Annotated in this window: 16 protein-coding genes; 11 read left to right on the top strand and 5 right to left on the bottom strand. The window is 65.3% G+C overall.

Going from position 1 to position 12462, the window contains the following annotated elements:
* Nucleotides 1-7: 7 nt before the first annotated feature.
* From XI03_RS10235 to XI03_RS10225, 3 genes are all read left to right on the top strand, one after another.
* Nucleotides 8-769, top strand: a complete 762-nt coding sequence (locus tag XI03_RS10235; RefSeq protein ID WP_271592053.1) for an SDR family NAD(P)-dependent oxidoreductase — start codon at nt 8-10, stop codon at nt 767-769.
* A 12-nt stretch (nt 770-781) separates the two neighbouring features.
* Nucleotides 782-1201, top strand: coding sequence for an acyl-CoA thioesterase (locus XI03_RS10230; protein WP_028142151.1), 420 nt, complete (start codon nt 782-784; stop codon nt 1199-1201).
* Nucleotides 1202-1290: 89 nt separating this feature from the next.
* Nucleotides 1291-2442 carry an ABC transporter substrate-binding protein gene (locus XI03_RS10225; protein WP_038950093.1) on the top strand — a complete coding sequence of 384 codons (1152 nt, stop codon included), beginning with the start codon at nt 1291-1293 and terminating at the stop codon, nt 2440-2442.
* Between the two features lie 151 nt (nt 2443-2593).
* Here the strand turns inward: XI03_RS10225 and XI03_RS10220 are convergent, their stop codons facing one another.
* Together XI03_RS10220 and XI03_RS10215 are read right to left on the bottom strand one after the other, a co-directional pair.
* Nucleotides 2594-3322: a glutathione S-transferase family protein gene (locus tag XI03_RS10220; RefSeq protein ID WP_028142153.1), complete on the bottom strand. Its 729-nt coding sequence runs from the start codon at nt 3320-3322 to the stop codon at nt 2594-2596.
* A gap of 38 nt (nt 3323-3360) precedes the next feature.
* Complete coding sequence (locus tag XI03_RS10215; RefSeq protein WP_018321420.1) at nt 3361-3621, bottom strand: hypothetical protein; 261 nt, start codon at nt 3619-3621, stop codon at nt 3361-3363.
* 111 nt (nt 3622-3732) lie between these two features.
* On the opposite strand from XI03_RS10215, the gene XI03_RS10210 reads away from it, so the two are divergent.
* Nucleotides 3733-4431 carry a helix-turn-helix transcriptional regulator gene (locus XI03_RS10210; RefSeq protein ID WP_026202551.1) on the top strand — a complete coding sequence of 233 codons (699 nt, stop codon included), beginning with the start codon at nt 3733-3735 and terminating at the stop codon, nt 4429-4431.
* Between the two features lie 18 nt (nt 4432-4449).
* Nucleotides 4450-4773: a YkgJ family cysteine cluster protein gene (locus XI03_RS10205; RefSeq protein ID WP_028142154.1), complete on the top strand. Its 324-nt coding sequence runs from the start codon at nt 4450-4452 to the stop codon at nt 4771-4773.
* Here the strand turns inward: XI03_RS10205 and XI03_RS10200 are convergent.
* Together XI03_RS10200 and XI03_RS10195 are read right to left on the bottom strand one after the other, a co-directional pair.
* Complete coding sequence (locus tag XI03_RS10200; RefSeq protein WP_028142155.1) at nt 4770-5168, bottom strand: hypothetical protein; 399 nt, start codon at nt 5166-5168, stop codon at nt 4770-4772. The two genes, XI03_RS10205 and XI03_RS10200, sit on opposite strands and share 4 nt — an antisense overlap.
* A 270-nt stretch (nt 5169-5438) precedes the next feature.
* Nucleotides 5439-5786, bottom strand: coding sequence for a DUF3307 domain-containing protein (locus XI03_RS10195; protein ID WP_049801962.1), 348 nt, complete (start codon nt 5784-5786; stop codon nt 5439-5441).
* Between the two features lie 405 nt (nt 5787-6191).
* Between XI03_RS10195 and XI03_RS10190 the strand changes: the two genes are divergently transcribed.
* From XI03_RS10190 to XI03_RS10175, 4 genes are all read left to right on the top strand, one after another.
* Nucleotides 6192-7637 carry a TAXI family TRAP transporter solute-binding subunit gene (locus XI03_RS10190; RefSeq protein ID WP_271592052.1) on the top strand — a complete coding sequence of 482 codons (1446 nt, stop codon included), beginning with the start codon at nt 6192-6194 and terminating at the stop codon, nt 7635-7637.
* A 220-nt stretch (nt 7638-7857) separates the two neighbouring features.
* Nucleotides 7858-8076: a hypothetical protein gene (locus XI03_RS10185; protein WP_028142158.1), complete on the top strand. Its 219-nt coding sequence runs from the start codon at nt 7858-7860 to the stop codon at nt 8074-8076.
* A 157-nt stretch (nt 8077-8233) separates the two neighbouring features.
* Nucleotides 8234-9340, top strand: coding sequence for a cyclic nucleotide-gated ion channel (locus XI03_RS10180; RefSeq protein WP_271592051.1), 1107 nt, complete (start codon nt 8234-8236; stop codon nt 9338-9340).
* A gap of 12 nt (nt 9341-9352) precedes the next feature.
* Nucleotides 9353-10138 (top strand): enoyl-CoA hydratase/isomerase family protein, encoded by a 786-nt coding sequence (locus XI03_RS10175; RefSeq protein WP_028142160.1) that lies wholly within the window; start codon nt 9353-9355, stop codon nt 10136-10138.
* A gap of 89 nt (nt 10139-10227) precedes the next feature.
* Here XI03_RS10175 and XI03_RS10170 read toward each other — a convergent pair whose 3' ends face one another.
* Nucleotides 10228-10968, bottom strand: a complete 741-nt coding sequence (locus XI03_RS10170; protein ID WP_271592050.1) for a glutathione S-transferase family protein — start codon at nt 10966-10968, stop codon at nt 10228-10230.
* Nucleotides 10969-11056: 88 nt separating this feature from the next.
* Here XI03_RS10170 and XI03_RS10165 point away from each other — a divergent pair, with 88 nt between their 5' ends.
* The gene (locus tag XI03_RS10165) at nt 11057-12037 is read left to right on the top strand and encodes a helix-turn-helix transcriptional regulator (protein ID WP_097668312.1); all 981 of its coding nucleotides are present in this window, start codon (nt 11057-11059) and stop codon (nt 12035-12037) included.
* A 138-nt stretch (nt 12038-12175) separates the two neighbouring features.
* Entirely contained in the window at nt 12176-12424 is a 249-nt protein-coding gene (locus tag XI03_RS10160) for a hypothetical protein (RefSeq protein ID WP_028142163.1), read from the top strand.
* Nucleotides 12425-12462: the final 38 nt, after the last annotated feature.

Genomic DNA, 12462 nt, shown 5'->3' with positions numbered 1-12462 from the left:
GAACGCCATGTTGTTGAAAGATCAGGCAGCCATCGTCACCGGCGGCGCATCGGGGCTTGGCGCCGCCACCGCGCGAAGACTTGCGGCGCAGGGCGCCAAGGTCGCGGTCTGCGATCTCAATGCCAAGCTCGCCGAGACCGTTGCCGCCGAGATCAAGGGCGTGGCGATTACCTGCGACGTCTCCGACGCCGCTTCCGCTGAAGCTGCGATCGCGCAGGCGACCAAGGCTCTTGGCGCGCCGCGCGTGCTGGTCAATTGCGCCGGCATCGGCGTTGCCAAGCGCGTCGTCGGCCGCGACGGCCCGATGGCGCTCGCCGATTTCGACAAGGTGATCAAGGTCAATCTGATCGGCACCTTCAACATGCTGCGCCTGGCCGCCACCGAGATGTCCAAGCTGGAGCCGCAGGCGACCGGCGAGCGCGGTGTCATCATCAACACGGCCTCCGTTGCCGCTTATGACGGCCAGATCGGTCAGTCCGCCTATTCGGCTTCCAAGGGCGGCATCGTCGGCATGACGCTGCCGATCGCGCGCGAGCTGGCGCAGTTCGGCGTCCGCGTGCTGACCATCGCGCCCGGCCTGTTCCTGACCCCGCTGCTCGCGAACCTGCCGCAGGAAGCCCAGGACTCGCTCGCCGCCGCGATCCCCTTCCCGCGCCGGCTCGGCCATGCCGACGAGTTCGCCGCGCTCGCGCTGCACATGGTCGAGAACTCCTACCTGAACGGCGAAGTGGTGCGCCTCGACGGCTCGCTGCGCATGGCACCGAAATAAGGCGCGCGACACATGTTCGTGAACCGGCGCGACGTACAGATCCAGTGGGGCGATTGCGACCCCGCCAACATCGTCTACTACCCGCGCTATTTCGCGATGTTCGACGATTCGACCTCGACCCTGTTCGAGGTCGCCGGATTCTCCAAGCAGGATCTGGTCCGCAAGTACGGCCTGGTGGGCATCCCGATGGTCGACACGCGGTCCAAGTTCTACATCCCCTCGACCTATGGCGACTGGATCACCATCGAGACGAAGATCGAGAGCATCAAGCGTTCGAGCTTCGAGGTGAAGCACAACGTCTACAAGGGTGACGCGCTGGCGATCGAGGGTTTTGAGACCCGCGTCCTGGTCGGTCGCGATCCCGTTAACCCCGACAAGCTGAAATCGGCACCGTTCCCGGCGGAAATGGTAGCCAAATTCACGGGGAGTTAAGTCCGGAGCTAATCGCCGCATCGCCAAAAGAGGGGGCTGAATTACCCCCCGATTTCTGCTTTCAAAGAAACACGTAAAGGGAGGAATAGATGAAACGCTTTTACTTGACCGCCGCCATCACCGCGGCGACGCTTGCCCTGCCGGCGCTGCCCGCGCTGGCCCAGACCAGCGAAATCACCATCGGCATCACCACCACCACGACCGGCCCCGGCGCCGCGCTCGGCATTCCCGAGCGCAACGCGCTGGAATTCGTGCCGAAGGAAATCGGCGGCGTGCCGCTGAAGGTGATCGTGCTCGACGACGGCGGCGATCCCACCACCGCAACCACCAACGCGCGCCGCTTCGTGACCGAATCCAAGGCCGACATCATCATGGGCTCGGCGCTGACGCCGCCGACGATCGCGGTCTCCAACGTCGCCAACGAAGCCGGCATTCCGCATTTCGGCCTGGCGCCCTTCCCGATCACGCCCGAGCGCATGAAGTGGTCGGTGGCGATGCCGCAGCCGATCCCGATCGTGGGCAAGGTGCTGTACGAGCACATGAAGAGCAAGGGCGTGAAGACGCTCGGCTATATCGGCTATTCCGACTCCTATGGCGACCTCTGGTTCAACGACCTCAAAGCCCAGGCCGTGCCGATGGGCATGACCATCGTCGACGAGGAGCGCTTCGCCCGTCCCGATACGTCGGTGACCGGACAGGTGCTGAAGCTGGTCGCCGCCAACCCGGATGCGATCCTGGTCGGCGCGTCGGGCACCGCGGCCGCGCTGCCGCAGACCGAGTTGCGCGAACGCGGCTATCAGGGCCTGATCTACCAGACCCACGGCGCCGCCAGCATGGATTTCATCCGCATCGCCGGCAAAGCGGCCGAAGGCGTGCTGATGGCGTCGGGTCCGGTGATGGACCCCGAGGACCAGCCGGACGAAGCCGCCACCAAGAAGCCGGGTCTCGCGCTCAACGCCGCGTATGAGGCAAAGTACGGCCCGAACAGCCGCAGCCAGTTCGCTGGCCATTCCTACGACGCCTTTGAGATCCTCAAGCGCATCATCCCGACCGCGCTGAAGACCGCAAAACCCGGTACGCCGGAATTCCGCGAAGCGATCCGCCAGGCCTTGCTGACGGAGAAGGAGCTGGCGGCGAGCCAGGGCGTCTACAACTTCACCGAAAAGGACCGCTACGGCCTCGACGACCGCTCGCGCATCCTGCTGACGGTGAAGAACGGCAAGTACTCGCTGGTGAAATAGACACGGCGAAAGTTGAGAGACAACGAGAGCCGGCCCGATGGGCCGGCTCTTTTGTTTTTCGGATTTGAGATCGAGCTGCGGGCCCCAGGCGCCGGTGCGCCCCTTCTCCCGCTTGCGGGAGAGGGGCACCGAGCCCGCGGATACGGCGGCCTCAAGCCGCCTGCCGCAGCGGGGTCCAGGCGAATTCGGGGTAGTAATTGTCCATCATGCGATCGACATAGGCGGTGAGGTTCGGAAAGCCCTCGGCACGCTCACGCAGGGCCGATTCGAAGAACGGCGAGAGGATGCCGGCGAGCATACCGAAGGCGGTGGCGTCGACGCCGCAGGGCTTGTTGCCCATCAGATAGGATTTGTCGCCGAGCTGCACCGAGAGCGCGAACAGCGAGCGCACGGCGAGCTCGACATCGTCATCGGGTCCATGGCGGCCGAGGCCCGAGAGCAGATAGTTCTCGGCGACGCGGAATTGCGCATCCTCGCGCAGTTTCTCGCGGTTGTGCTCCGGCGCGCCGTCGAAGAAATGCGCAGGCCCCTTGGCGAAATTGACCGGATCGACCCAGCGCGCCCCGACCAGCCCCCAGTAGATGTGGTGCTCGATCATCCGTTCGAACGCCCAGGCCTGCGCGCGGTCGGTCAGCGACAGCCCGGCATCGAAATCAAAGCCGTATCGGCGCTCGATATGGGCGCGGATGAAGGTGGAATCGGCCACCGCCTCGCCGCCATCGTCGATGAAGGGCAGCTGCCCCTTGGGCGAGGCGGGCGGCATGGCCCGCTCCTTCCGGTAGGGCAGTCCCGCCATCTTGAGCTGCACTTCCGTCTTGGTGACGAAGGGGCTGATTTCCGGCAGGCCGAAGCCGGTGCCAAATCCGTAGAGCGTGATCATGAAAGCTTCTCCTGAACCACCGAAAAAGTTGACGGAACCTAGTGCCGGGCTGCTGCCACCATGGTGGCAGCAGCCGTGATATCTTCTGCGAAACGGGCCCCCCGCCAGGCACGGCCCATCACATGGCGGACCAGCGCGTCCGCGGCCTGGATCAGCGGGCGTGCCACCACGCTCGCAAGGGCAAACCGGAGGTCGACGGCCATGAGATCGAGCGAAACGAGGCGGCCGAACGCCGAGGCGGACCACGCCTGTGCCCGCAACATCGGAATAGCCGGGCCGAAATGGGTCGGAATGATCATGGACAAATCCTCTTCAGTCGATGTGTTGTCCCGGTATAGAACCCCCTGCTGCCAACATCCTGTCAGCAGCCGCGCGCCGCTTTCTGAAAAGATCACCGACAAGGGACCAGCATGAGACGCGCCGACCGGCTGTTTCAAATCATCCAGGTGCTGAGGCGCACGCGTAAGCCGCTGACGGCGGACGCCATCGCGGCCGAGCTCGAGACCTCGAAGCGCACGATCTATCGCGACATCGCGACGCTGATCGGCCAGCGCGTGCCGATTCGCGGTGAAGCCGGCATGGGCTACATCCTGGAAAAGGGATTTGATCTCCCGCCTTTGATGCTGACGCCCGACGAGATCGAGGCGGCGGTGTTGGGCGCCCAATGGGTCGCCGGCCATGCCGATTCGGCACTCGCGCGCGCGGCCGAAGATCTGATGGCCAAGATCGCCGACACCGTGCCCGAGCGCCTGCGTCCTTTCGTGCTGGAGCCGGCGAGCCGGGCTCGGCCGAGCTGGAACAGGGAGCCGGACCGCCTGGACATGGTACGTACGCGCACCCAGATCCACGAAGGCAAGAAGATCATGCTGCGCTATCGCGACGAGCAGGGCCGCGCCAGCGAGCGCATGATCTGGCCGATCTCGGTCGGCTATCTCGAAGCCGTGCGCCTGCTGGCAGCCTGGTGCGAGCTACGCGGCGACTTCCGCAGCTTCCGCACCGACCGCGTGGTCGACGCCAACTATCTCGACGAGAGATATCCGGAGCGGCGCGACGTGCTGCGCGCGAGATGGCGGCAGAGCCTGGTCTGGGGCCCGCCCAAAGACACCTGACAAGGACATGTGAGGACGATGGAAGAGAACTCCCCCGTCGATCTGTCGAGCTTTTGCCAGAGTTGCGGCGCCTGCTGCGGCTATTCGGCGAACTGGCCGCGCTTCTCGATCGAGAGCGACGAAGAGCTTGCCGCGATTCCGGAAGCGCTGGTCAACGACCGCCAATCCGGCATGCGTTGCGAGGGCGATCGCTGTTCGGCCTTGCAAGGGGATATCGGAAACGCGACCGCATGCGGCATCTATGCGATGCGGCCGGAGGTGTGCCGCACCTGCATGCCCGGCGACGCCGAATGCGCGATGGCGCGGCGGAAGTTCGGGCTTCCGGCTATCGAAGCAAGTTAGGCCGGAACGGCTTCGCCGATTTCGTCGTCGATTTCGTCGTCCAGCGGTGCGAGCACCGAGAGCGGCTTGGTCGACAGCGTGATCGGCTTGCGCCCGCCCGATAGCGACGGCGAGGATTTCGCCGTGCCTTCGCGCGACAGCGCATAGAGCGTCGAGCCGACGCGGCCGCCGTTTTCGATCAGGTCGCGCTCGTTGCAGCTCCCTGCGATCGCGACCGCCAGCGAGTGCAGATGGCTGCGGCGATAGCAGAACAGCGCCAGCCTGGCGCGCGCGTCAGGAGAAACACTCTCAACCAGCCTCGGCAGGCCACCCTCGCTGGCGCGATACATCTCGCCAAGGAGCTCGTCGCGAACCGGGCAGAAATCGCTCTCAAAAGTGTCGCGGCTTGAAAACATTGCAGTTCTCCCTCGTGTGCGGAAGATGCAGCGCAATTCTCTAATGAAAGGTTAACCACGCTGCCCGGTAGTCACCCGGGGTGCTTGCGCGTGGGCCGCGAATCGGAGGCGGCGGGGAGTTCTCCGCGGCCATCCTTCGAGACGCCCGCCTTCGGCGGGCTCCTCAGGATGAGGTCTGGAACTGCTGACAGACTATCCCCTCATGGTGAGGAGGCGCGTAGCGCCGTCTCGAACCATACAGGCCCGATCGTCGCCCCGAGGCCACTCCCCTCAGTTCGCCGCCATGAAGATGGAGAGGCCGAAGCCGGTGAGATGGTGCAGGGCCTGGTCGACGCCGATCAGGGTCCAGAACCAGGGATGCGCAAGGTCGACGCCGAAATTCGCCGAGACCAGTCCCTTGGCGCGGTCGATCGTGATGTGGATCACGAAGTCGATAAAGGCCACGAACCAGAATTTCGGCGCCACGATCAGGATCAGCGGCAGCGCAACCGCAAGGTGAATCAGGCAATGCACCAGAAGCGGCAGGGCCCAGCCGTGCTTCTGGTCCTTGCCGTGCGCCATCCAGGCGGTCTGGAGAACGAAATCGGCGATGATGTGCTTGAAGGTGAGCAGCAACATCCAGCCAATGAGCGCTTCGACCGGAATCGCCGATGACATGGGTGGAAACGACAAAGCCGACGCCCTCATTGAGGTGACAAGAAAAATTGGAGCGTTCAGCGCAACTTCTTCTTGGACCGGGTCAAACCGCCGGGACCTTCGATTTATGACATCTCCCGCGGCGGAATGCAGCCGGGGGGAACCGGAAAATCGCCAAGTGTGGCTAACCGGTGATAGGATGACCTTTCGCCGCGTCCGCGTCGAGTAAGGTTACCCTCGGCTCGAAATTTGCATTCCGGTCCCGGCGCGCTATCATTGCCGGTACAGAATATCATTCTTTTTTCAGACGTTTAGGAATTGCAGGGCGCCCGCCGCGATCACGTCCGCGAGCCGTCCGTCACCGGAGAATAAGGCCAGAGTGCTGCCATGAGTACTGAAGGCCCCACCGCATCCCCGATCGAGCCGCCGCCGCGGCGCCCCAAGGTGATCAAGACCAATCAGCAACAGGTCTTCCTCTACGTCGTGCTGACCCTGCTGCTGTCGCTCGCCACCGTCTGGGGCGGCCGTGCCATGCTGCACAATTCGGAGACGCTGACCTTTGCCGTCGGCGCTCCCAACAGCGACGAGGCGCTGTTCGCGGCAAAGCTCGCCGCCCTGCTGAAGAGCAACGCCTCGCGCTTCCGGATCAAGGTCGTCAACAACGCCGACAACGCCAAGGCGCTCGCGCAGTTCGACCGCAAGCAGGCCGATCTCGCCGTGCTGCGTACCGACGCCAAGGTGCCGCTGCGGGCGCGCGCGCTCGCGATCCTCGAGCACGACCTCGTGCTTCTGCTCGGTCCCGGCAACAAGAAGATCAAGTCGATCGCCGAGCTGAAGAAAAAGAAGGTCGCCGTTCTCGCCGAGAACGAATCCTCCCTCGCCTTCGTCCGCGGCATCCTCGACATCCCCGACGGTCCGGACGCCGCCAAGATCCAGATGGCGCCGCAGGGCACGACGCTCGACAAGCTGTTTGCGCCGTCAAACGGCTTTGGCGCGGTGATCGCCATCGTTCATGCCTCCAGGGCGGTGCGCGACAAGGCCTATGAGCAGGTCGCCAAGCGCGGCGGCTTCACGCTCAACGCGATCGACGAGGCCAAGGCGCTGGCGCGCAAGCTCCCGGGCATTTCCAGCGAGACGCTGACGGCAGGCACGCTGTCGACCTCGCCGCAAATTCCCGACGACGACCTCGACACGGTCGGGCTCGAATGGCTGCTGGTCACGCAATCCAGGATGTCCCCATCCACGGCGGGCGAGCTGGCGCGCACCATCTACGAGAACAAATCCGCGCTCGGGCTCGACAACGGCTTTGCCAGCAGAATTGAGCCGGCCTCGACCGAGAAGGACGCCTTCGTGATGGCGCACCAGGGGGCGGCCGACTACATCAACGACGACACCAAATCGTTCATGGATAAGTACAGCGACCTGATGTATCTGGGCGCCGCCGCGCTCAGCGTCATCGGCTCGATCTTCGCGGCGATCTACGCCAAGATCACCCGCATCGCGCCGGAGAAGGCCAGCGAGCTCTCCACCGCCATCCTCGACATCGGCGAGCGGATCGAGCACGCCCACTCTCTGGACCAGCTCGAATGTCTCCAGGACGAGCTGGAGGGCATCTTGCGCGGCGCCGTCATCGGTCTCAGGGACGGCACGATCAGTACCGACGGGCTCGACACCTTCAAGCTCGGTTACGAATTCGTCCGCGACGAGATCGGCATGCGCCGCGACTATCTGAAACGCCATGCCGGCGAAACCGAGAAGACGGTTCAGGGCGGCGGCCCTGCCCAGCACGACGACAGCAATGTCGTGGTGGTGAAGACCGCCCAGAGCGCCTGACGGCCGCGCCGGTTGGCGCCGCCGCTGTGCCGAAGGCGTTGCGGCGCCGAGCCGGGACCCAGGAACCGCAGCTTGCGCCGCTGGATGAGCCCCGGCTCTGCAGCGCATCACTCCGTGCTGCGCTGCGCCCGGGGCACGAGAGAGAGATCGTGACGACCGCCCGTCTGGAACCCAGCCCATCTGCAACCGTTGGTTTCCGGTTGCAACCGGAGACCGCAGCATGCGTGCACTCCTCATCATGGTCCTTCTGGGAATGCTGGCGGCGGCCGGCTACTTCGCCTATTCCGCAATGGCGGTCGAAGGTGAGCCGATCCCGACGGAAGGCTATGTGGCGCTGGCACTGGGCGCGGGGTTTTCCGTCATTGTCGGCGTCGGGCTGATGGTGCTGCTGTTCTTCAGCAGCCGCCGTGGCTACGACGAGCCGCCGCATTTCAGGTAAGGCACCACGCCAGCGACGGCGGCACGGACCGGCAGGCGCAGCAGCGCCGTTCACCCAGCCTGCCCGTCGTTGACGGCCCCCGCCCGGGCGGGCACTTTGACACCGGCGTCCCCGCCGGGACCCGAAGACTTGTCTCAAGATCGAGCCGCCTTTCCGCATGTCCAAGCCGCTGATTTCCGCTCTGGCCCAGTTCGCGGCCGCCACGGCCGGCCGCAACATGACCAAGGCGGCCTATGTGGCTGTGACCGTCGGCGTGCTCAGCATGGTGTTGCTGTCGGACAAGCGCGCCCAGGAGGCGCACGGCTGGATCAACGCCCTGCTCTGGACCTGCCTCGCCTATTTCGTGTTCGAATGGCTGGTGCGGCTGCGCCACATGACGCAGCAGGGGCGGCTCTCGCTGTACATGTCCTCCTCCGCCGGACTGGTCGATGCGATCGGGGCGCTGGCGGTGCCGGTCGCGCTTCTCTTCGGCGCCGAGCCGAAGACGGCCTGGCTGCTCAGCGTGCTCTGGGTGCTGAAGGTGGTGCCTGGCATCCCCGGCCTGCGGCAGCTTCGCCGCGTGCTGGTGCTGGAATCGGGCCCGCTGGTCAGCGTGCTCGTGATCTTCCTGATGGTGGTCTTCCTCGCCTCCGTCGCCGAATATTTCCTGGAGCGGGACGTGCAGCCGCAGACTTTTGGCAGCGTGCCCGCCGCGCTGTGGTGGGCCGTCGTCACACTCACGACCACCGGCTACGGCGACGTCGTGCCGGTCACGCCGCTCGGCCGCATCGTGGCGGCCGCGGTGATGATCTCCGGCCTCGGCGTGTTCGGCCTCTGGACCGGTATTTTGGCGACCGGATTTGCCGCCGAGACGCGGCGCGACAATTTCCTCAAGACCTGGGAATCCGTCAGCAAGGTGCCATTCTTCTCAGCGCTCGGGCCCGCTGCGATTGCCGACGTCACCCACATGCTGCGGACCATGGAGCTGCCGGCGCGCACCATGATCATTCGCAAGGGCGCGCAGGGCGATTGCATGTATTTCATCGCCGCGGGCGAGGTCGAGGTCGAACTGCCCGGCAAGAAGGTCCAACTCGGCGAAGGCGCCTTCTTCGGCGAGATGGCGCTGCTCGGCAACAACAAGCGCGGCGCCAACGTCTCGACCACGAAAGTGTCGCGGCTTCTGGTGCTCGACCTCGTCGACTTCCGCGTGCTGATGGCGCGGCATCCCGATCTCGCCGAGACCATCGACGCCGAGGCGAAACGCCGCGCGCTCGAAAACAGATAAAAGGAGACAAGAATGTCGGACATCACCGACGCAGCCACCGGCCCCGTGCTCGAACGTGACGGCGCCCGCGCCACCATCCGCCTCAACCGGCCCAAGCATCTCAACCGGCTGCAGGCCGAAGACCTCGACGACCTCGTCAGACTGTTCGACCTGATCGAGGCCGACCCAGCCATCCGCGTGCTGGTGCTGACCGGCACCGGACGCGCCTTCTCGGCCGGGTATGACCTCAATTCGGTCGCCGAGCGCGCCGTCAGCGCCAACGAGCAGCAGAGCGCGGGCTCTGCATTCGAGGTAGTCGTCAACCGGCTGGAGGATCTGGGCGTGCCGACGATCTGCCGGCTCAACGGCGGCGTCTATGGCGGCTCGACCGACCTCGCGCTCGCCTGCGATTTCCGCATCGGCGTCGACACCGCCGAGATGTTCATGCCGGCGGCGCGGCTCGGGCTGCATTACTACAGGAGCGGCATCAAACGCTACGTCACCCGGCTCGGCGTCGACAATGCGAAGAAGCTGTTCCTGACGGCGCAGAAGATCAGCGCGCCGGAGATGCTGCGCATCGGCTATCTCACCGCGATGGTACCGGTGGAATTCCTCGACGAGGAGGTCGACAAGCTCGCCAACATCCTCGCCGGCAATGCCCCGCAGGCGATGCGCGGCATGAAGCGCGCGATCAACGAATTCGCCCGCGGCGAGCTCGATGACCGCGCCGCCGACCAGCGCCACCGCGACAGCATGCGCGGCGACGAGATCAAGGAAGGCATCAAGGCGTTCGCGGAGAAGAGAGCGCCGAGGTTTTGAATTTCTCTCGCTGTCGTCCCGGACAAGCGCGCCCTAAGCGCGCCGATCCGGGACCCATAACCACAGGGAGTGGTTACCGCGCCGGGCTGCTAACTCCGAGTCTTCGCAAAACACCTTCCTGTGGTTATGGGTCGCGGGTCTGCGCTGACGCTTGCCCGGGACGATTGAGTGTGGGGCTGACCTACACTCCCGCCGCCTTCGTTCGCATGCAGCGCCGCCATCTCGTCGTCCGCGGCATTGATGCGCTGGAATGCAGGCCGCGCGGTCATGCGCTCGGCATAGCGGACGAAGACGTCCTTCTTCGGCACGATGCCGAACATCATGGTCCAGCTGAACGCCACGCCCCACAACACATCGGCAGCCGTCATCCGCTCGCCAAGCAAATAGGGCCCTTTCGACAGCTGCGCTTCCAGCGCGCCGAGCATGGTGTCGTAGTCGGCATAGGGCGACTGCGTGATCGGCGCCGGCTCACGCTGCATGAACTTGTCGATCAGCGCCGGCTCGAAGGATGAGCCGTAATAGGCGATCCAGCGCAGATAAGGACCGCGCAGCGGATCGTGCAGCGCGGGCGTCAAACCTGCCTGCGGGAAGAGATCGGCGAGATGGATGGTGATCGCGACCTGCTCGGTCACCAGGGCATCGCCGTGGCGGATCGCCGGGACCTTGCCGAGCGGATTGATGGCGAGATAAGCGGGCTGACGCTGCTCGCCGGCCTTCATGTTGAGGACGTGCAGATCGTAGGGCGCGCCCAGCTCCTCCAGCAGCACCCGCGTGCCGGTGGCGCGGCTTTGCGGCGAGTAATACAGCGTGATGCGGTTCGGATCGGTCATGGCAGGTCTCCATCGGGCCAGCGGGCGGTGGGGCAGCTTGTAGCGGGCCATACCTGACATCCTGTGTCAGGTATGGTTTAAGCAATCCATGCGCGCGAGCCGAATGTTGTCGATCCTCACCACCCTCCAGGCCAGGGGGCAAGTCACCGCGCCCGAGCTTGCGGAAGCCTGCGAGGTCTCGGTCCGCACGATCTATCGCGACATCGACGCGCTCGCCGCGTCCGGCGTTCCGGTTTACGCCGACCGTGGCGCGGAGGGCGGCTATCGGCTGCTCGACGGCTATCGCGTGCGGCTGAACGGCCTGTCGCAGAGCGAGGCCGAGACGCTGTTCCTGGCGGGCTTGCCGGGCCCGGCGGCGGCGCTCGGGCTGGATGCGGCAATGATCGCCGCGCAGAACAAGCTGATGGCGGCGCTGCCCGTCCATCTGCGCCAGGATGCCAGCCGGATGCAGGAACGCTTTCATCTGGATGCGCCGGGCTGGTTCGGCGAGGCCGAAGAGCCGAAGCATCTGCGCACGATTGCCGGCGCGGTGCTGCGCGGGACGCTGATCAAGATCCGCTACCAGAGCTGGCGCGCGGAGAAGCAGCGTCGCCTCGCACCGCTCGGCCTCGTGCTGAAGGGCGGGAGCTGGTATTTCGCCGGCCAGGTCGACGCCAGCGTGCGCACCTATCGCGTCGCGCGCGTGCTCGACTGCACGGCGCTCGACGAAGGCTTCGATCGTCCCGCCGATTTCGATCTCGCCGCCTATTGGCAGGCCGCGACGCTGCGTCTCGAGGCCGAGATGCATCCCAATGTCGCGATCGTCCGGTTGTCGCCGTTCGGCGTCAAGCTGCTCGACGCGCTGAGCCAGCCGTACATCAAGGCGCGCACGCAGCTCGAGGAGACCGCTGATGTGGACGGCTGGCGCATTGCGCGCGTGCCTGCTGGCAAGACGTCCTGGCACGCCGCGGCCGAATTGTTGCGGCTCGGCCCCGAGGCCGAGGTGCTGGAGCCCGCCGACCTCCGCGACAAGATGGCGGAGCTGACGCAGGCGATGGCCGCGCGCTATCGCGCGGCGCGGAAAACATGAGGCCGGCATCTTTCGCCGCAGCCCACGAAACATTCCTGAAACACGATTCTCCTCCTCCCGGGTGAACGCATTCGCGTCTCGGCCCGACCGAGATGCAGGGACACAACAACGGCCTTAGCGCCACACTGGAGAATGAAGATGTTTCGTAAGCTTGCTCTCGGCCTGATCGCCGCCGGTTCGCTCGGCGTTGCCGCTCTCGCGCCCACCGCCGCCTCGGCTGGCGGTTTCCACCATCACCATTGGGGTCATGGCTGGGGTCCGGGCTGGGGCTTCGGCGGCGTCTACGTCAACACCGGCGTCAGCAACTGCTACCAGGAGCGCCTCGTTCGGACCCGCCATGGCATGCGCGTCCGCGTCGTGAATGTCTGCGCGTACGGAATCTACTGATATCTCGCCTTCCAAACAAAGCTCCGGTCGCGCTGCGG

This window comes from Bradyrhizobium sp. CCBAU 65884 (genome assembly GCF_028128835.1).
Lineage (GTDB): Bacteria > Pseudomonadota > Alphaproteobacteria > Rhizobiales > Xanthobacteraceae > Bradyrhizobium > Bradyrhizobium ottawaense.
The sequence above is the reverse complement of the archived record's forward strand: the minus strand, read 5'-3'. Positions and strand labels throughout refer to the sequence as shown.

Bases quoted from the DNA above. Each gene is read 5' to 3' on its own strand.
- XI03_RS10170 (WP_271592050.1), bottom strand. From the start codon at position 10,968: ATGACCGATCCGAACCGCATCACGCTGTATTACTCGCCGCAAAGCCGC.
- XI03_RS10175 (WP_028142160.1), top strand. From the start codon at position 9,353: ATGTCGGACATCACCGACGCAGCCACCGGCCCCGTGCTCGAACGTGAC.
- XI03_RS10215 (WP_018321420.1), bottom strand. From the start codon at position 3,621: ATGATCATTCCGACCCATTTCGGCCCGGCTATTCCGATGTTGCGGGCA.
- XI03_RS10200 (WP_028142155.1), bottom strand. From the start codon at position 5,168: ATGTTTTCAAGCCGCGACACTTTTGAGAGCGATTTCTGCCCGGTTCGC.
- XI03_RS10160 (WP_028142163.1), top strand. From the start codon at position 12,176: ATGTTTCGTAAGCTTGCTCTCGGCCTGATCGCCGCCGGTTCGCTCGGC.
- XI03_RS10210 (WP_026202551.1), top strand. From the start codon at position 3,733: ATGAGACGCGCCGACCGGCTGTTTCAAATCATCCAGGTGCTGAGGCGC.
- XI03_RS10165 (WP_097668312.1), top strand. From the start codon at position 11,057: ATGCGCGCGAGCCGAATGTTGTCGATCCTCACCACCCTCCAGGCCAGG.
- XI03_RS10220 (WP_028142153.1), bottom strand. From the start codon at position 3,322: ATGATCACGCTCTACGGATTTGGCACCGGCTTCGGCCTGCCGGAAATC.
- XI03_RS10190 (WP_271592052.1), top strand. From the start codon at position 6,192: ATGAGTACTGAAGGCCCCACCGCATCCCCGATCGAGCCGCCGCCGCGG.
- XI03_RS10195 (WP_049801962.1), bottom strand. From the start codon at position 5,786: ATGTTGCTGCTCACCTTCAAGCACATCATCGCCGATTTCGTTCTCCAG.
- XI03_RS10230 (WP_028142151.1), top strand. From the start codon at position 782: ATGTTCGTGAACCGGCGCGACGTACAGATCCAGTGGGGCGATTGCGAC.
- XI03_RS10180 (WP_271592051.1), top strand. From the start codon at position 8,234: ATGTCCAAGCCGCTGATTTCCGCTCTGGCCCAGTTCGCGGCCGCCACG.
- XI03_RS10225 (WP_038950093.1), top strand. From the start codon at position 1,291: ATGAAACGCTTTTACTTGACCGCCGCCATCACCGCGGCGACGCTTGCC.
- XI03_RS10205 (WP_028142154.1), top strand. From the start codon at position 4,450: ATGGAAGAGAACTCCCCCGTCGATCTGTCGAGCTTTTGCCAGAGTTGC.
- XI03_RS10185 (WP_028142158.1), top strand. From the start codon at position 7,858: ATGCGTGCACTCCTCATCATGGTCCTTCTGGGAATGCTGGCGGCGGCC.
- XI03_RS10235 (WP_271592053.1), top strand. From the start codon at position 8: ATGTTGTTGAAAGATCAGGCAGCCATCGTCACCGGCGGCGCATCGGGG.